Genomic DNA, 17,034 nt, shown 5'->3' on the forward strand with positions numbered 1-17,034 from the left:
CGCTCTTTATACCCCCATTCCCCATGATCCTCTACCGGGGGCGTCCGGGACGCCCTACGGTGCGGACGGAGCCACGCGCGAGGTATTTCCGTGAATATCCGCGTCCTTTTTCTATTTCACGGAGGGATTTTCGTGTCCCAAGACGCTAACCACGTTCACAGGGCCGCACAAGTGGCGGAGCCCGGAGCTGCCGTCCAGGTCGTCCCGGTGCAGGAGAGGGCACCAGGGGTCGGTGAGGTGCGTATCGACGTGGAGGCGACCGGCATCTGCGGCGCCGACATCGGTACGGTCGGCAATCCCGCTCCGGCGACCGGTTTCCCCATCACTCCGGGCCACGAGGTCGCCGGTGTGATCGCTGAGCTGGGCCCCCAGGTACAGGGATGGGACGTGGGGGAGCGGGTGACCGTCGGCTGGTTCGGCGGCAGCTGCGGGCACTGCTCCGCCTGTCGGCTCGGCGATGTCGTGCACTGCCCGGAGCGGAAGGTGCCGGGTCTGTCGTACGCGGGTGGCTGGTCGAGCACCATCACGGTTCCCGTCTCCACTCTCGCCCGGATCCCCGGGGGGCTGTCGGCGGCGGAGGCCGCGCCGTTCGGATGCGCCGGTGTCACCACCTTCAACGCCCTGCGGACCTCCGGTGCCGGGCCGGGCGATCTGGTCGCCGTCCTAGGGATCGGCGGTCTGGGGCATCTGGCGGTGCAGTTCGCGGCGGCCATGGGGTTCGAGACGGTGGCGATCGGCCGGGGCGAGCAGAAGCGGAAGCTCGCCGAGGAGCTGGGCGCGCGGCACTACATCGACACCGAGCGACAGGAACCCGGAGCGGGGCTGGGGGAGTTGGGCGGGGCGCGGCTGATCCTGTCCACGGCCTCCAGCAGCAAGCCGCTGGCGGAGCTGGTGGACGGGCTCGCCCCGCACGGTCGGCTCACCGTCGTCGGCTTCGACGGGGCTCCCCTGCAACTGCCCCTGGCCAAGCTCGTCATGGGGGCGCGCAGCGTCACCGGTCATCTGACCGGAAGCCCCGCCGACACCGAACAGGCGATGCGCTTCGCGGTCGCGAGCGGTGTCCGCCCCCAGGTGCAGACCGTCCCGCTGGAGGAAGCGCAGCAGGCGCTCGACACCCAGCAGGAGGGCAAGGCCCGCTTCCGGATGGTCCTCACCACTGGCGCGCAACGGCCGTTGAAGAGGAGAGAACATGGTTCAGCATGACGGCCACGACGTCGTCGTGGTCGGTGCCGGGATCGCCGGACTGGCCGCGACCGCCGCTCTGGTCGCCGCCGGGCGCGACACCGTGTGCCTGGAGGCCCGCGAGCGGGTCGGCGGGCGTCTGCTCAGCACGGCAGCCCCGCCGGGGGCCCTCGACCTGGGCGCCACCTGGTACTGGGACGGGGAGCGGCGCGTCGCGGATCTCGTCGCGCGGCTCGGCATCGCCACCTTCGAGCAGCATCTCGCGGGGGACACACTCGTACAGGACGCCACCGGCGTACGACGGCTGCCCGGCAACCTGCTCGACGCCCCCGCCCGCCGCTTCACACCGGGGGCCAACGCCCTCGCCCGCGCCCTCGCGGCCGAACTGCCCGCCGACGTCGTACGGCTGGACAGTCCCGTCACCGCGATTCACCCCCGCGTCACCGGTGGCCTCGAAGTCCGTACGCCGAGCTCGGCGCTGCACGCCGAGCAGGTCGTGGTGGCCGTACCTCCCGCACTGGCCCTCGCGCGCATCGACTTCGACTCGGAGCTGTCACCTGAGCTGGTCCGCCTGGCCAGGGCGACCCCGGTGTGGATGGGGGCGGTCGCCAAGGTCGTCGCCCGCTACCCTGCCGCCTTCTGGCGGGGCGAGGGGCTCGCTGGAGCGGCGGTCAGCAGAACCGGCCCGCTGCAGGAACTGCACGACATGTCGGGCCCCGACGGGCGGCCCGCCGCGCTGTTCGGCTTCGCCGCGGCCCAGGCCGTCGGCCCCGACTTCGAGCAGGCGGTGACCGCCCAGCTGGCCCAGCTCTTCGGTCGTGCCGCCGCCGAGCCCGAGACGCTCCACATACAGGACTGGAGCGACGAGCGGTGGACCGTGCCGCCCGCCATGCACCACCTGGCCGACCACTCCCTGTTCGGCCACCACCTCTACCAACGGCCCGCGCTGGACGGCAGGCTGCACTGGGCCTCGACCGAGACCGCCACCGAATACGCCGGGCACATGGAGGGCGCCCTCGCCACCGCCGAGCGAGCGGTGACGGCGTCCCTGACCACAGATGAGGCGAACTCACGCGGGAGGCAGCATTGCCGGGCTGGTGGTCGTACTCGCGGGCCAGACGCCGGTGCAACATCAACGTGCCGTTGACCTGCTCCACCACCCATCTCTTCGGTTGCGGAACGAAGCCCCCGCCCTGGTCGGCGGGGTCCCGGCGGACGACGTCGACGGTGATGCCGAGCATCGCGCCGTGGATGACGACCTCGTCCTTGACCCGTGGTCCACCAGGACCTTCTCCAGGCGGTTCCCGCGCCGTTCGGCGGCCTGGTCGAATGGCTCTCGGTTGATCGGGCGGGCCCAATCCGGGCACCCACGCGCCAGGGCGCGGGCCGGTGCAGCGAGCCGACGAACTCGTAAAGACTCACGAACAAGTCCGGAAGCGAAGCTCACGGGAGCGAGCGCCAAGGCTCGGGCGTTTTCTCTTGCGGGGTGGGAACAGCCGAGTCGGCCAGCACTGTTGCACCAGCCGAGGGACCGGCGCCGCGCGGACGAGGATCAGAGAAAAGCTGGTCCGCTCCAACGCGGTCCGGCTCCCGGGTCCGTGGTATGCCCGGTCACCCGATACCGGCGACGTCCTCATGTGCGCCTGCCGCGGACTCGGACCGAGGCCTTTTCACACAGGAGGACTGTTTCATGAACGACCGGCCGTTGACGCTCATGGCGGTGCACGCCCACCCCGATGATGAGGCAACTGGGACAGGCGGTGTCCTCGCGCGGTACGCGGCGGAGGGCATGCGTACGGTTCTCGTGACGTGTACCGACGGCGGTTGCGGTGACGGGCCGGGGGGTGTCAAGCCCGGCGATCCCGGGCATGATCCGGCGGCCGTCGCCCTGATGCGGCGTCGAGAACTCGAGGCAAGTTGCGACATCCTGAAGATCAGTCATCTGGAGATGCTGGACTACGCCGACTCCGGAATGATGGGCTGGCCGACCAACGACGCCCTCGGATCCTTCTGGCAGGCACCCGTCGAGGAGGGCGCCGCCCGACTCGCGGAACTTTTTCGGCGCTACCGACCCGATGTGGTCGTCACTTACGACGAGAACGGCTTCTACGGCCACCCCGACCACATTCAGGCCAACCGCATCACGATGGCGGCACTGGCGATGACCGCGCCGACACCGAAGGTGTACTGGACGACGGCGCCCCGCTCGATGATGCAGCGGTTCGGGGAGACCATGCGCGAGTTCGGTGCGGACGTACCGGAGCCAGATCCCGCCCAGGCCGCCGCAATGGCCGAGATCGGACTCCCCGACGAGGAGATCACCACCTGGGTGGACACCACCGCGTTCGGCGGCCAGAAGTTCGATGCACTGGCCGCGCACGCCAGCCAGGGCGAGAACATCTTCTTCCTCAAGATGGGCCAGCAGAGGTTCACCGAGTTGATGGGCGTCGAGACCTTCGTACGTGTCCAGGACACCACCGGCGCGGCCGTGCCCGAGAACGACCTCTTCGCGGGACTGCGCTGATCCGCCCGCCTTCCCGGGGCCTTCGAAAGATCATGGTCCGTATGGCTCGATCGAGCGTGCTCGCACACCGAAGGCTTGTTCATGTGTGGGGCCATTCCGGTGGCCTTTTGATCACCAGTTGGCCCTGCTCGGTAGCGTGGCGGTTACGAGCGATGTCGACGTGTGAGGGCTGACGTCGTCGCCTGCCCCGGGCGGGCTCGGCCTTCCGCCGAGCCCGCCACGCCGGCTCCCTACCGGAGCCGGACCCGTGTCATGCCGTCAGCGCTGCCGTGTCAGCAGACCCGGACGGTAGGGCAGGAGGCCGTAGTCGCCGCCTGAGTTGGGGCTGCGCCCCTGGTAGAGCAACTGCAGATTGCAGGGGTCGACGGTCATGGTCTGATCAGGGCTGGTGCGGATCAGTTCGCCATGGCTGATGTCGTTGGTCCAGGTGGCGCCGCTGTTGGCCTTGCCGGCGAAGGGATTGCTCTCGGTCGCGGCCTGGGGTGTCCATGAGCCGTTCAGACTGGTGGCTGTGAACGATCGGAAGTAGCGGCCCTGCGAGCCGATCGCCTCGACGATCATGAGGTAGCGGTTCTGGCCCTGGAGCTTGTAGACCTGCGGGGCTTCGAACAGGTTGTTCGTCGTGTCGCTCATGATCACTGTCGAGTTCGTGCCGAAGCTGCCTGGGAAGTTCCCGATCGGCATGCTGGCCCGGTAGATCTTGCCGTTGTCGCCGGCGAAGAACAGGTACATGTTCGTCCCGTCAGCGATGAGCGTCTGGTCGATGGGTCCGGTTCCGGAGCCGGAGATGCTTCCGGAGAAGAGCACCTGCTCGGACGACCAGCCATTCGGGTTGGTGGGGTCGCTCGACGTCCGGTAGGAGAAGGCGGTCCTCCCCCATTGGTAGGCGAGCACCCAGATGTTCTTCGGTGCGAAGTAGAAGAGCGTGGGCGCGACGGTGGAAGTCGACATCGTGTTCTGGCTGGCCGAGGTCATCTCCGACCAGTTGGTGAACAGGCCGAAGTTCATCGAGCCCCACCTCGTCCCCGTGTCGTGCGTCGTCGCATAGACGAGTTGCCTGCCGTTGTAGGGGACGACGGTGAAGTCCTTGAGCGAGACCCACCCCGGCTTGGGCTGCGCCAGCGCGCCCGTTGATGTCCAGCGGTATGTCGACGGAAGATCGCATGGGCCGGGGTTGTCGGCGCCGACCTTGACGAGCTGCCACTGCTGGTTGCTGCCGCCCCAGTCGTCGTACTGGACGATGTTCGCGTTGTCGGCGGTGGAGGCGCCTTGTACTTCGAGGGCCTTGTTGCTGTGGCGCGAGATGAGCCTCACGTAGCCGTCCGAGCTGTCGGCCAGCCGCCACTGCTGGTTGGTGCCGTTCAGGTCGGCCCACTGGACGATCGAGCCGCCGTTCGAGGTGGACCAGTTGTGGACGTCCAGCACCTTGCCCGAGTGCCGGGACTTGATGCGGTAGTAGCCGCCCCCGGAATCGACGAACTGCCACTGCTGCTGGCTCTGATCGTTCCTGGTCCACTGGGTGATGCGGGCGCCGTCGTCGGTCGCCATGTTGTAGACATCCAGGGCTTTGCCACTGTTGCGGTTGACCAGCACATACGAGGCGTTGGGGTCTACGGTCGCCGCGCTGGCGGGCTGGGCACCGAGGAAGGCAGCCACGAGCAGGAAGGGCGAAAGGACGGCGAGTAAGCGTCTTGGACGAATCGGGGGCGGGTGGCGAAACCACATCAGAGGGCCTCCTTGGGGGCGGGGTGAGGCGACGCCGAGTAACCGCAAAGCGGCCGTACCGGGGGCAGGGATGGTTCCGAAACTTTCGAAGATTTCCCCGAACCTTTGACGCCACAAGCTAGGAATGCGGGGCCCTCTGGTCAAGGTCTGTCGCCGATCTGTCCACAAACAGTTCCTCCCCTGCCGGGCTTGGCAAGCTGTCGCGCCGACCGGAAGTACTCCCAAAGTTCCTGATACGGCTCGCCCCTCCAAGGGTCCGCGAGGGGTGCGGGGGAGTTGAGCCAGCAGCGTACGCACACTCGTCCTGGTCCGGCCCGGAGCCCTACGGGGTCCGCCGGCGGCGGCGCCGGAGGGTTCGCGGTCCGGCCCGATGCGGCTCCGAATGTTTCGAGCACAGCACGGAAACTTTCCCTTCGGTGAGTATTGACGATTCACCGTCAATCCCTCAACCTCCCTCACTGGGCGACCGGCCGTGGTTCGAGATTTCGAATCATGCCGGCCCTGAGCGAGCAAACTGTGCTGCACGGCAGATCCACGCACCGAAGCACCGCAGATCCGCGCACCGAAGCACAGCACCTGCGCCACCCCGTTTCGTTCCGGTGAGGTCCGCACCAGCGCATTCTGGCTCTTCGCGCAGTTGGAGAGGCACGCGACGCCGCGTGACGGTCCCCCGGCCGAGCCGCGATGGAGTACCCCCGTGCCCTTGTCGAACCATCACTGCCACCCGCCGTACGTCACCCGGCGGCCGACCCGGGTGCCGTCCGGGCCGGTTGAGATCGCCCCGGTCCCATGACCGCGGTGTCCGGTGATTCCGTGCTGCCCGGTTCCGCCCGCCCCGTACGTCTGCCGAGTGGGAGCGGACGACGCTTTCCCCTGCGCTTCAGTCATTCCGTGATGTCTACCTTGGAGGCACAGCCATGGGCTTATATGCCCTTCCCGGAACCGTTTTCCGCCGGAAGATCCGCGGCCTGCTGTTGGCGCTGGTCGTCGGCGTCCTCGGTGCGGTCGCCGCACTCGTCGCGCCGCCGACCGCACACGCCGCCGAGAGCACGCTCGGCGCCGCGGCGGCCCAGAGCGGCCGCTACTTCGGCACCGCCATCGCCTCGGGCAGGCTGGGCGACTCCGCGTACACGGCGATCGCGGGCCGTGAGTTCAACTCGGTGACGGCCGAGAACGAGATGAAGATAGACGCCACCGAACCGCAGCGGGGCCAGTTCAACTTCACCGCCGGTGACCGCGTCTACAACTGGGCGGTGCAGAACGGCAAGCAGGTGCGCGGTCACACCCTGGCCTGGCACTCCCAGCAGCCCGGCTGGATGCAGAGCCTCAGCGGCAGCACGCTGCGCCAGGCGATGATCGACCACATCAACGGCGTGATGCGCCACTACAAGGGCAAGATCGCCCAGTGGGACGTCGTGAACGAGGCCTTTGCCGACGGCAGTTCGGGAGCCCGGCGCGACTCCAACCTGCAGCGCACCGGCAACGACTGGATCGAGGTCGCCTTCCGCACCGCGCGCGCTGCGGACCCGGCCGCCAAGCTCTGCTACAACGACTACAACGTCGAGAACTGGACCTGGGCCAAAACCCAGGCCATGTACGCCATGGTCCGAGACTTCAAGCAGCGCGGCGTGCCGATCGACTGCGTCGGCTTCCAGGCGCACTTCAACAGCGGCAGCCCCTACAACAGCAACTTCCGCACCACCCTGCAGAGCTTCGCCGCCCTCGGCGTCGACGTGGCCATCACCGAGCTCGACATCCAGGGCGCCCCGGCCGCGACCTACGCCAACGTGACCAACGACTGCCTGGCAGTCCCGCGCTGCCTCGGCATCACCGTCTGGGGTGTGCGCGACACCGACTCCTGGCGACCGGAGCACACGCCGCTGCTGTTCAACGGCGACGGCAGCAAGAAGCCCGCCTACACCGCCGTCCTCAACGCACTCAACGGCGGCTCCTCCACGCCCCCTTCGGGCTCCGGACCGATCAAGGGCGTCGGTTCAGGCCGCTGCCTTGACGTGCCCGGCACCAGTACCACCGACGGCACCCAGCTCCACCTGTGGGACTGCCACAACGGCACCAACCAGCAGTGGACGTACACCGCCGCAGGTGAGCTCAGGGTCTACGGCAACAAGTGCCTGGACGCCGCCGGCACCGGCAACGGCACCAAAGTGCAGATCTACAGCTGCTGGGGCGGCGACAACCAGAAATGGCGCCTCGACTCCGACGGATCCATCGTGGGCGTCCAGTCCGGCCTCTGCCTCGACGCCGCCGCAGGCGGCACCGCCAACGGCACCCTGATCCAGCTCTACTCCTGCTCGAACGGCAGCAACCAACGCTGGACCCGCACCTGATGGGATCCGCCGCAGAACAAAGGGTGAATCGATGAAGCCCTACGGTGCGTTTTCCCCCGCCCCTCCACGACTACATCGCTGGTGGTCCCGGGTCGCCGCTATGGTGGCGGCGACCCTCGCGATCGGCATGCTCACCGCGGTGAACCCCGCGCCCGCCGAGGCGGCGACGGTGGACATCAATGCCTGGTATGTCCTGATCAACCGCACCAGCAGCAAGGCGGTGGAGGTGCAGGGCGCCTCCACCGCCGACGATGGCAACGTCGTCCAGTACACCGACTGGGGCGGCGCCAACCAGCAATGGCAGATGATCAAGCTGTCGTCCAGTGGCGGCGGATGCGGCAGCGCCCCGACTCTGGCGAGCGGTACGCACACGATTCAGAGCGGCGGCAAGAGCCGCGGCTTCATCCTCAGGGTTCCCGCCAACTACGACAACAACCTCCGCTACCGGCTGATCTTCGCGTTCCACTGGCGGGGCGGAACCGCCGGCGACGTCGCCTCGGGCGGCACGAGCGGGAACGCCTGGTCCTATTACGGCCAACAGGAGCAAGTGCAGGGTCGTCCCCAATCGTTGCAGGCGTGCCTCACAGATCGAGCACAAGCCGTTTCGCACGCGAGCGCGACACACAGAAGACCCTGGCCCCCAGGCAGGTGTGGCGTCCCTTGGCGAAGGCGTAGTGGTCGTGCTCGTCGAGTCCTGCGCGCCTGATGTCGAAGGCCAGGGGATCGGAGACGGCGGCGCCGGGTCGGTGTTGGCGGAGGCGAGCGCCAGCCAGACGACTTCGCCCTTGGGAATGGTCACATCGGCGATCACGGTGTCCCTGGTGGCGACGCGTGACACGAACTGCGCGGACGGGCGCCGACGCACCGTCTCCTCACATCACCGCATCGGCGTTGCCCACCACCACTGCCGCCCAAGCGACGACGTACGACGAGGCGCACGGCCTCCGAAGAGCCGCCTGGGACCGGTACCTGGCAGCTCGGACAGGCGCCTGCCGTGCGGCGCCGGACCGGTCAGTGCGACGACTTCCCCGCGCTGTCAGGCGCGCTGGGCGGGAACACCTCGTCGACGGCGCGACGCAGCGTTTCGCGGACGGCCGTCGCGTCGCCGAGTTCGGCAGCCTGGAAGGCGCCGTCGTGCAGCAGGACGAGTACGCGGGCAGCGTGGTCGGGGTCGGGGTGGCCCATGTCGGCGGAGAGGTCGCGCAGGACCCCGAACAGCCAGGTGCGCTGGTCGTTGATGACCGCACGCACCGGGTGGTCGCGGTCGGGGTACTCGGCTGCGGCGTTGAGGAACTGGCAGCCACGGAAGCCGTCCTCCAGGGTCGAATCGCCGAGCACGGCCATCACCGCGCGGATCGCCTCGCGCGGCTCCTTGCCTTCCCGGGCCCGTGCGACAGCCCCCTGGACGTCCTCGGCGGTCGCTGTGAGGTAGGCGGAGACCAGGTCGTCCTTGCTGGGGTAGTGCCGGTAGAAGGTGGCGCGCGTGACCTGGGCCTCAGTGACCAGGCGTTCGATGCCCACGGCGTGGATGCCCTCTGCGTAGAAGAGGCGGGACGCGGTGCGCAGCAGCCGGTCCTTGGGGTGAAGTTGTGAGGTGGTCGTCATACACCCATCGTAGAGAAAGACCAGTCGTTCTAGAGGTCGGCCTCGTCACATTGCGGCTCACGGGAAGAATGACTAGTCTTTCTCGCAGAAAGACCGATCGTTCTTCCCTTAGAGAGGTATGAAGCCATGAGCACGACCCCCACGATCGTCCTGGTCCACGGCGCGTTCGGCGACTCCGGTATGTGGAAGGGAGTCATCGCCAAGCTCCGGGGGCAGGGCTACACCACGGTGGCCGTGGCGAACCCGCTGCGTGGCCTGGAGTCCGACGCGCAGTACGCCGCCACCGTCGCCAAGAGCGTGGAGGGCCCGGTTGTCCTGGTCGGTCACTCCTACGCCGGGTCGATCATCACCCGCGCGGCCCGCGAGGCGTCGAACGTCGAGGCCCTGGTCTATGTGGCCGCGTTCCAGCCCGACGAGGGTGAGAGCTCTCTGGAGAACGCCTCGCGCTTCCCCGGCGCGAAGATGGGCCCGGACACCACTGTTGCCTTCGAGCACGAGGGTGAGCCGGAGCTGCGGATCCTGCCGGAGCACTACCAGGACGTCATCGCCGGCGACCTGCCCGCGGAGGTCACCGACGTCCTCGCGGTCACTCAGCGCTCGGTCCGTGTGCAGGCCCTGACCGCCGAGCTGTCCGGTGCCCCGGCCTGGCGCACCCTGCCCTCCTGGGCGGTGGTTGCCACCCAGGACAACGCCATTCCCGGCCAGGCCCAGGAGTTCATGGCCGAGCGCGCGGGCTCGACCATCGTGCGCGTCGACGCGTCCCACGCGGTGTCCATCTCCCAGCCCGACGCGGTCGCCGACGTCATCATCGACGCCGCCAAGTCCACCCGCTGACCCCACCGCCTGAACCCCACCCCCTACCGCTGCCGCCACCGCGCCCCAACAGCCCGGTGGCGGCAGCACACCGCTCCGCTCGTCATGCTGGCGAGGACCGCGCGGCCGTCAAGGGCCAGGTGCCGACCGCCCGCAGCCCGGTCCGCGCCGCCCCTATCTCGGCGGCGACCGCCTCGACGACCTCGACAGTGAATCGGATGCGGTTCTCGATGCCGCCGCCGTAGACGTCGGTGCGGTGGTTGGTGTTGGGGGCGAGGAACTGGTGCAGCAGATAGCCGTTGGCGCTGTGCACCTCGACGCCGACGAAGCCCGCCTCGACAGCTCTGCGCGCGGCGGTGGTGAAGTCCGCGATCGTGGTCCGGACGTCGTCGGCGGTCATCTCGCGAGGGGTGACGGACTCCTGCTTGCCGACGGCGGTGCATCTCGAGGCTTTCTTCGGCTGCATTTATTACGCGGCTATGCGTCCTGCAGAAGTTATCCACCTCCGCATCGAGCAATGTCACTTGCCCAGGACCGGGTGTGGGATGCTCAACCTCTCGGGCGGGGTCGTCACGTCTGGCAAGGAGTGGACTGACGACGGGAAGGTGCACGAGGTGCATTCGCTCAAGCGCCGTGCGGCAACCGCGACGCGTCCTGTCCCGATCCCGCCGCAGTTGGTACGTATGTTGCGGGCCCATCTTGACCGCTTCGGTGTGGCAACTGACGGCCGAGTGCTCCGGAACGATGCTGGCAACTACGTGGACGCTGCGGCGTACGGTACGACGTGGGCGAGGCGCGGGAACACACCCTGACTCGGACGGAGCGCGCCTCCGGCCTGGCCAAGCGGCCGTACGACCTCCGGCACGCCGGGATCTCGTTCTGGCTCTACTCCGGTGTGGACCCGGCCGAATGTGCTCGCCGTGGCGGCCAGAGCATCGAGGTTCTCTTCCGTCATTACGCCAAGTTCCTCGACGGCGTTCGAGAACAGGCGAACCGCCTCATCGAGCAGTCCATGCAGGAGATGGGGGCGCGTCAGCCAAGGCGAGGCGTCTGGTGGATGATCCGTGGGTTTTGGTTCGTGACTGGTCCGGAAGCACTGGTCAGGAACGGCACAGCCGTGGGATGAATTGGGAGTTAGTGCGCAAACCGAGCCCAGCCGCGAATCGGACGGGAGACAGGCGCCTGACGGGCAAAAGCCCAGGTCAGGCGCCTTTTTTCGTGCGTCTAGAAGAAGCCCAGCTTCTTCGGCGAGTAGCTCACCAGCAGATTCTTCGTCTGCTGGTAGTGCTCCAGCATCATCTTGTGAGTCTCGCGGCCGATACCCGAGCCCTTGTAGCCGCCGAAGGCGGCGTGGGCCGGGTAGGCGTGGTAGCAGTTCGTCCAGACGCGGCCCGCCTGGATCGAACGGCCCGCGCGGTAGGCGGTGTTGATGTCGCGGGTCCACACACCGGCCCCGAGGCCGTACAGCGTGTCGTTGGCGATCTTCATCGCGTCGTCGAAGTCGTTGAACGACGTCACCGACACGACCGGTCCGAAGATCTCCTCCTGGAAGATCCGCATACGGTTGTCGCCCTCGAAGATCGTCGGCTGGACGTAGTAACCGCCCTTCAACTCGCCGTCCTGCTCGAGGCGTTCACCGCCCGTGAGTACCTTCGCGCCCTCCTGTCGGCCGATGTCCAGGTAGGAGAGGATCTTTTCCAGCTGGTCGTTGGAGGCCTGGGCGCCGATCATCGTGTTCGTGTCGAGCGGATGCCCGGGAGTGATCCGCTCGGTGCGGGCCACCGCCGCCTCCATGAACTCCGCGTAGTTGCCGCGCTGGATCAGCGCCCGCGACGGGCAGGTGCACACCTCGCCCTGGTTGAGCGCGAACATCGTGAAGCCCTCGAGCGCCTTGTCCCGGAAGTCGTCGTTCGCCGACCAGACGTCGTCGAAGAAGATGTTCGGGGACTTGCCGCCGAGTTCCAGCGTGACCGGGGTGATGTTCTCGGAGGCGTACTGCATGATCAACCGCCCCGTCGTGGTCTCGCCGGTGAACGCCACCTTCGCCACGCGCGAGCTCGACGCCAGCGGCTTGCCGGCCTCGACGCCGAACCCGTTGACGATGTTGACCACACCCGGTGGAAGCAGATCGGCGACCAGGCTCAGCCAGTAGTGGATGGACGCCGGCGTCTGCTCGGCCGGCTTGAGGACGACCGCGTTGCCCGCCGCCAGCGCGGGCGCCAGCTTCCACGTCGCCATGAGGATGGGGAAGTTCCACGGGATGATCTGTGCGACCACACCGAGCGGTTCGTGGAAGTGGTACGCGATCGTGTCGTCGTCGATCTCGGCGAGCGAGCCCTCCTGCGCGCGGATCGCTCCCGCGAAGTACCGGAAGTGGTCGATGGCGAGCGGGATGTCGGCGGCCAGCGTCTCCCGTACCGGTTTGCCGTTCTCCCAGCTCTCCGCGACCGCCAGCTTCTCCAGGTTCGCCTCCATCCGGTCGGCGATCCTCCGCAGAATGTCGGAGCGCTCGGTCACGGACGTGCGGCCCCAGGACGGCGCGGCGGCATGCGCCGCGTCCAGCGCCCGTTCCACGTCCTCCGCGGTGCCCCGCACGATCTCCGTGAACGGCTGCCCGTTCACCGGACTCGGATTCTCGAAGTACCGCCCACTGGCGGGCGGCACGTACTCACCGCCGATGAAGTGGTCGTAGCGCGTCTCGTACGAGACGATCGCGCCGTCGGTACCGGGCGCTGCGTAACGCGTCATGGGTGCCTGCCTCCCGGGAAGCAGCCGCCCGCCGTTGGGCAGCTCTCGCCGCGAGGCTAGGAACGGCAACGTTGCGAGGACGTTGCGAGACATCGTGGTGCCGGGTGCCGGGTGCCGGGTGCCGGGTGCCGGGTGCCGGGTGCCGGGTGCTCGGTGTGGGCGTGATGCGGCCGAACCCGGCGGTGACGTGACGCGGGTCAGCGGTGTGCGGGGCGCGCCACTGGACGCGGCCATCCTGGTGGCGCCGCCAGCTCGGACTCCAGTTCCTCCCAACGCGTCCGTACCGCTGCCGTCGGCCGTATCGCCGCCAGGGCACGCCATACGTCGAGGTCGTCCTCGCCCCACGGCGCGTGCGCCCACTCCGCCAGCAGGTCGGGATCGCGGCGGGCGATGAGCGCGGTCCGCAGCCCGTCGGCGAGCCGGTGCCGCAGCCGTACCACCGCCGGAGCCTGCGAACCGGGCAGCAGCGGACCGCCGTACGCCGCCGCGGCAGAGGTGACCGCGCCCGTCTCCAGCCTCCGCTCCACCACGGCGACATCGGACTCGACCGGAACCATGAGCCGGTACGGCCGGGAGCCCAGGACACCGGGGCCGAGCAGCCTGCGCAGCCGGGCCAGTTCGGCCCGCAGGGTCACCGGCGTCACCGTCCCGTCCTCGTACAGCGCGCACAGCAGCTCGTCACCGGTCAGGCCCTCCGGGTGCCGGGCGAGCAGCACCGCGATCTCGCTGTGCCGTCGGCTGAGCCTGACCTTTCGGCCGCCCGCCGTCAGATGGGCCTCGTCGCGGCCCAGCGCGGTCAGTTCGAGCACGTCGGCCGGTGTCTCGGGCGGGGTGAACAGGGCGAGCTGGGACTCGGCGGCGCGTGCCACCGCCTGGACGAAACCGAGGCTGTGCGGATGCGCGAGCCCGTCCCCACCGGTGATGTCCACGGCGCCCAGCACTCGCCCCGTGCGGGGGTCGTGCACCGGTGCCGCCGCGCAGGTCCACGGCTGGACCCGCCGTATGAAGTGCTCGGCCGCGAACACCTGCACCGGCCGGTCCACGGCGACCGCCGTACCGGGTGCGTTCGTGCCGACCGCGTTCTCGGCCCAGCGCGCACCCGGTACGAAGTTCATCCTGTCCGCACGCCGCCGGGTCGCCGGATGCCCCTCGACCCACAGCAGCCTGCCCTGCGCGTCGCACACCGCCAGCAGATGTTCGCCGTCCGCCGCGAACGTGCCCACGAGCTCCCGGATCACCGGCATCACCCGCGCCAGCGGATGCTCCGCACGATAAGCACCGAGCTCCCCGTCCATGAGCTCCACGCTCGCGGTGCCGTCCGGGCCTACGCCCGCCCTGGCCGAACGCCGCCACGATTCGGCCACCACGGAACGCACCGGCCGCTCCACAGTCCCCGCCTCGGTGAACCTCTCGTGGGCGCGGCGCAGCATCCGCACCCGTTCGGCGGGATCGGTGCCCGGCTCCAGGGCCACCCATGGATCGGTCAACTCGGCCTCCCCGGACAGCGATACTGCTCGGCCCCATCGTCGCCCCCACCGAGAGCCCGGACAAGCTCCTCGACCGTCCCCCTCGGCCCGGATCCGACGAGTGCGTGACCGTGTCGGGGCTTCACACGGCGTGGACCAGTTTCATGTAACGCGTCCAGTCCCAGTTGGCGCCGGGATCGGTGTGGTCGGTGCCCGGTACCTCGTGGTGGCCGATGATGTGGGCGCGGTCCTTCGGGATGCCGTGTGTGGCACAGATGGCAGCGGTGAGTCTGGCTGACTGTTCGTACATGGCGTCCGTGAAGTAGGACGGCTCGTCCACCCAGCCCTCGTGCTCGATGCCGATGCTCCGTGTGTTGTGGTCCCAGTTGCCCGCGTGCCAGGCGATGTCGCGTTCCCGCACGCACTGCGTGACGGATCCGTCGGCCGACCGTACGAGGTAGTGGGCGGACACCTTCTTCCGAGGGTTCTGGAAGACGGACAGCGCGTTCCTGAACGTCGTCTGCGTCACATGGATGATCACGGAGTCGATGGGGTGGCTCGTCGGGCGCTCGGCCTCCGTGTAGTTGGACGCGCTCGCCGGCTGCCATTCGGCGGGCGGGTAGTCGTAACCCTGAGGTTGCGCGCCGGCCCGGGGGTCGGGGAGCAATGAGTAGGGGATGACGGCGAGGGCCGTGCCCTTGAGCAGCCGTCGTCTGCTGGGGAACGATCTGGCTCGCTCCACGTGGATCTGCCTTTCGGTAGTGGGGGGTTGGGAGGCGTGCGTGCGAGGTGTCGTGCGTCCGTCGCCGGACCCGCTCAGTGCGCGGCATCGCCACCGTCTCGCTCCGTCGCGTGTGCGGTCCGCGATGAGTCTCGCGCGAGGGCAGCCACTCCTTGTGGAGCTCGGTCACGCACGGGTGGCTGGTGTCGCGGGCATCGGCGAGTGACGACTCGACGGTCTTCGTGGCGAACCGGCACGCGTCCAGTTCACTGAACCCGTGGCCACGCACCAGCCACTGCACCAGGCCCAGTTGGGATATCAGCGCAGCGATGCTTCGGAACAGGAGTCCGCACAGCACGAACACCGTGCGCAGCAGTCCTGGAACCGTCGTCTCCTCAGCCATGTGACCCCCGATGTGTGAACCCCGACGCGAGCGGACGCGCAGCCACCCGGACGTGTGGGCTGCGCCTCGCGTGATTCACCGTACGGTTCTTGCGGATCACGCAGGAAGGGCGCGCCGCTTTCGGTGGATGACGCCGAAGATGTGGATAACTTCGTCACCCACACGGGGGAGTTGCCCTGGCCGCCACGTGCGTCATGGCCGTCCGGCGACCGCGGCCGGATCGTCGAGCACGCCCCGCACCACCGAATGCGCCGCTCCGAGCAGCGGGCCCTCGGGACCCAGCCGCGACACGGTCACGGCACAGGCGGGACCTGCCGTGCGGCGCGCCAACTCCCGTTCCAGCGACGGCAGCAGCCACGGTGCGAGGCCCGCCAGTGCCCCGCCCAGCACGACCGTCTCCGGGTCCAGCAGGTTGACCGCACCCGTCAGCGCGATGCCGAGCGCGGTTCCGGCGCTGCGCAGGGCACGCCGTACATCCTTGTCGCCCTCGGCGGCACGCTCCGCCAGCAGTTCGACGCGGCCCTCGCCCGGCGCCAGCCCGGCCGCCCGCACGACGGCCTCCTCACCGGCGTACTGCTCCAGGCATCCGCGCCCGCCGCACGCGCAGTCCGGCCCTTCCGGACGTACGGGCACATGCCCCAACTCGCCTGCGAATCCTCGCGTTCCCCGCAGCAGTCTGCCGTCCACGACGACCGCGCCACCGATGCCGATCTCGGCCGAGACGTGCAGGAAGTCGCGCGGGGTGCCGTCGCCGAGCCAGAGTTCGGCGAGACCGCCGAAGTTGGCCTCGTTGTCCACTGTCAGCGGCAGGTCACCGGGCAACAGCGCGCCGAGGTCGGTGTCGTGCCAGTCGAGGTTGGGGGCGCGGACCACCGTACGGGCGTCACGGGCCACCAGGCCCGGTACGGCGACCGCGAGGCCTGCGGGCCAGAGGCCCTCCCGTTCGGCCTCGGCGACGACCTGCCGCACCAGCGTCGTCAGTTCGCCGATCACCGGTTCGGGGGAACGGCCGCGGTTCGTGCTGTGCCGCACTGCCCTCGCCCGCACCTCGCCGCGCAGATCGACCGCGCACACCGCGAGATGGTCGACACCGACCTCCGCGCCGATGCCGGCGGGGCCACGCCCGCTGAGAGCGAGCGCGGAACCGGGCCGACCCACCCTGCCGGGCCGCTCGGGCCCCAGTTCTTCGAGGAGGCCGGAGCGGATGAGCTCGTCGACCAGTGTGGACACGGCCGCCCGGGTCAGTCCGATGCGCGAGGCGACGGCGGCACGGGACAGCGGTCCCTCGGCGTTGACGGTGTGCATGACCCGGGAGAGGTTGCGGCGGCGCATGCCCTGCTGGGTGTCGGGCAGCCGACGGCCGGGACTCGTGGGGTGTGCCTCGTGCAGTGGTGCGCTCATGCCTCCGTCAGTCCTCGTCCGGCTGTCTCCCCGCGGAAGGGCGGGCCCGGTGAACTGCCCTGCCCCATGGGGTTGTCCTGGTCGGTGCCCGTCCACCG

13 protein-coding genes and 3 pseudogenes are annotated in these 17,034 nt (G+C 68.9%); 8 read left to right on the forward strand and 8 right to left on the reverse strand.

Translation table 11 applies throughout. From position 1 onward, the window contains the following. The first annotated feature begins 171 nt into the window (after nt 1–171). The 3 genes from FNH04_RS01870 (at nt 172) to FNH04_RS01885 (ending at nt 3,706) form a co-directional block, all read left to right on the forward strand. Nucleotides 172–1,203 (forward strand): alcohol dehydrogenase catalytic domain-containing protein, encoded by a 1,032-nt coding sequence (locus tag FNH04_RS01870; protein ID WP_322722408.1) that lies wholly within the window; start codon nt 172–174, stop codon nt 1,201–1,203. Further along, a complete protein-coding gene (locus FNH04_RS01875; RefSeq protein WP_152779634.1) occupies nt 1,190–2,329 on the forward strand; it encodes a flavin monoamine oxidase family protein in 1,140 nt (379 codons plus the stop codon). The genes FNH04_RS01870 and FNH04_RS01875 overlap by 14 nt, the downstream gene beginning before the upstream one ends. Nucleotides 2,330–2,872: 543 nt before the next feature. Beyond that, a complete protein-coding gene (locus FNH04_RS01885) occupies nt 2,873–3,706 on the forward strand; it encodes a PIG-L family deacetylase (RefSeq protein ID WP_152779636.1) in 834 nt (277 codons plus the stop codon). Between the two features lie 258 nt (nt 3,707–3,964). On the opposite strand, the gene FNH04_RS01890 is transcribed toward FNH04_RS01885, so the two are convergent. Further along, nucleotides 3,965–5,431 carry a non-reducing end alpha-L-arabinofuranosidase family hydrolase gene (locus tag FNH04_RS01890; RefSeq protein ID WP_152779638.1) on the reverse strand — a complete coding sequence of 489 codons (1,467 nt, stop codon included), beginning with the start codon at nt 5,429–5,431 and terminating at the stop codon, nt 3,965–3,967. Between the two features lie 917 nt (nt 5,432–6,348). On the opposite strand from FNH04_RS01890, the gene FNH04_RS01895 reads away from it, so the two are divergent. Beyond that, the gene (locus tag FNH04_RS01895) at nt 6,349–7,779 is read left to right on the forward strand and encodes an endo-1,4-beta-xylanase (protein ID WP_152779640.1); all 1,431 of its coding nucleotides are present in this window, start codon (nt 6,349–6,351) and stop codon (nt 7,777–7,779) included. 100 nt (nt 7,780–7,879) lie between these two features. Then, nucleotides 7,880–8,326: pseudogene (locus FNH04_RS01900) on the forward strand (RICIN domain-containing protein); the annotation flags it as partial. Nucleotides 8,327–8,575: 249 nt separating this feature from the next. Here FNH04_RS01900 and FNH04_RS49585 read toward each other — a convergent pair. Together FNH04_RS49585 and FNH04_RS01905 are read right to left on the reverse strand one after the other, a co-directional pair. After that, nucleotides 8,576–8,644, reverse strand: a pseudogene (locus FNH04_RS49585) (hypothetical protein); the annotation flags it as partial. Nucleotides 8,645–8,790: 146 nt separating this feature from the next. After that, on the reverse strand, nt 8,791–9,384 hold the full coding sequence (locus tag FNH04_RS01905) for a TetR/AcrR family transcriptional regulator (protein ID WP_152779642.1): 594 nt from the start codon (nt 9,382–9,384) through the stop codon (nt 8,791–8,793). A gap of 126 nt (nt 9,385–9,510) precedes the next feature. Between FNH04_RS01905 and FNH04_RS01910 the strand changes: the two genes are divergently transcribed. Further along, nucleotides 9,511–10,218: an alpha/beta fold hydrolase gene (locus FNH04_RS01910; RefSeq protein ID WP_152779644.1), complete on the forward strand. Its 708-nt coding sequence runs from the start codon at nt 9,511–9,513 to the stop codon at nt 10,216–10,218. A gap of 130 nt (nt 10,219–10,348) precedes the next feature. Here the strand turns inward: FNH04_RS01910 and FNH04_RS01915 are convergent. Continuing rightward, nucleotides 10,349–10,636: pseudogene (locus tag FNH04_RS01915) on the reverse strand (oxidoreductase); the annotation flags it as partial. 345 nt (nt 10,637–10,981) lie between these two features. Between FNH04_RS01915 and FNH04_RS47230 the strand changes: the two are divergent. Further along, a complete protein-coding gene (locus tag FNH04_RS47230; protein ID WP_228030979.1) occupies nt 10,982–11,323 on the forward strand; it encodes a site-specific integrase in 342 nt (113 codons plus the stop codon). Nucleotides 11,324–11,421: 98 nt separating this feature from the next. Here the strand turns inward: FNH04_RS47230 and exaC are convergent, their stop codons facing one another. The 3 genes from exaC to FNH04_RS01935 form a co-directional block, all read right to left on the reverse strand. Next, nucleotides 11,422–12,945, reverse strand: coding sequence for an acetaldehyde dehydrogenase ExaC (gene exaC, locus FNH04_RS01925; RefSeq protein ID WP_152779648.1), 1,524 nt, complete (start codon nt 12,943–12,945; stop codon nt 11,422–11,424). Between the two features lie 197 nt (nt 12,946–13,142). Beyond that, the gene (locus FNH04_RS01930; RefSeq protein ID WP_152779650.1) at nt 13,143–14,432 is read right to left on the reverse strand and encodes a GAF domain-containing protein; all 1,290 of its coding nucleotides are present in this window, start codon (nt 14,430–14,432) and stop codon (nt 13,143–13,145) included. Nucleotides 14,433–14,553: 121 nt separating this feature from the next. Next, nucleotides 14,554–15,153, reverse strand: a complete 600-nt coding sequence (locus FNH04_RS01935) for an N-acetylmuramoyl-L-alanine amidase (RefSeq protein ID WP_322722416.1) — start codon at nt 15,151–15,153, stop codon at nt 14,554–14,556. Between the two features lie 256 nt (nt 15,154–15,409). On the opposite strand from FNH04_RS01935, the gene FNH04_RS46300 reads away from it, so the two are divergent. Next, nucleotides 15,410–15,553: a hypothetical protein gene (locus tag FNH04_RS46300; RefSeq protein ID WP_194236506.1), complete on the forward strand. Its 144-nt coding sequence runs from the start codon at nt 15,410–15,412 to the stop codon at nt 15,551–15,553. A gap of 174 nt (nt 15,554–15,727) precedes the next feature. Here FNH04_RS46300 and FNH04_RS01940 read toward each other — a convergent pair whose 3' ends face one another. Beyond that, the gene (locus tag FNH04_RS01940) at nt 15,728–16,936 is read right to left on the reverse strand and encodes an ROK family transcriptional regulator (protein WP_152779653.1); all 1,209 of its coding nucleotides are present in this window, start codon (nt 16,934–16,936) and stop codon (nt 15,728–15,730) included. Between the last annotated feature and the right edge of the window lie 98 nt (nt 16,937–17,034).

This window comes from Streptomyces phyllanthi, from assembly GCF_009377205.1.
Taxonomy (GTDB): domain Bacteria; phylum Actinomycetota; class Actinomycetes; order Streptomycetales; family Streptomycetaceae; genus Streptomyces; species Streptomyces phyllanthi.

Coding starts and splice junctions, on each gene's coding strand:
- FNH04_RS01890 (WP_152779638.1), bottom strand. CDS start 5,431: ATGTGGTTTCGCCACCCGCCCCCGATTCGTCCAAGACGCTTACTCGCC.
- FNH04_RS01875 (WP_152779634.1), top strand. CDS start 1,190: ATGGTTCAGCATGACGGCCACGACGTCGTCGTGGTCGGTGCCGGGATC.
- FNH04_RS01885 (WP_152779636.1), top strand. CDS start 2,873: ATGAACGACCGGCCGTTGACGCTCATGGCGGTGCACGCCCACCCCGAT.
- FNH04_RS01940 (WP_152779653.1), bottom strand. CDS start 16,936: ATGAGCGCACCACTGCACGAGGCACACCCCACGAGTCCCGGCCGTCGG.
- FNH04_RS01910 (WP_152779644.1), top strand. CDS start 9,511: ATGAGCACGACCCCCACGATCGTCCTGGTCCACGGCGCGTTCGGCGAC.
- FNH04_RS01905 (WP_152779642.1), bottom strand. CDS start 9,384: ATGACGACCACCTCACAACTTCACCCCAAGGACCGGCTGCTGCGCACC.
- FNH04_RS01895 (WP_152779640.1), top strand. CDS start 6,349: ATGGGCTTATATGCCCTTCCCGGAACCGTTTTCCGCCGGAAGATCCGC.
- exaC (WP_152779648.1), bottom strand. CDS start 12,945: ATGACGCGTTACGCAGCGCCCGGTACCGACGGCGCGATCGTCTCGTAC.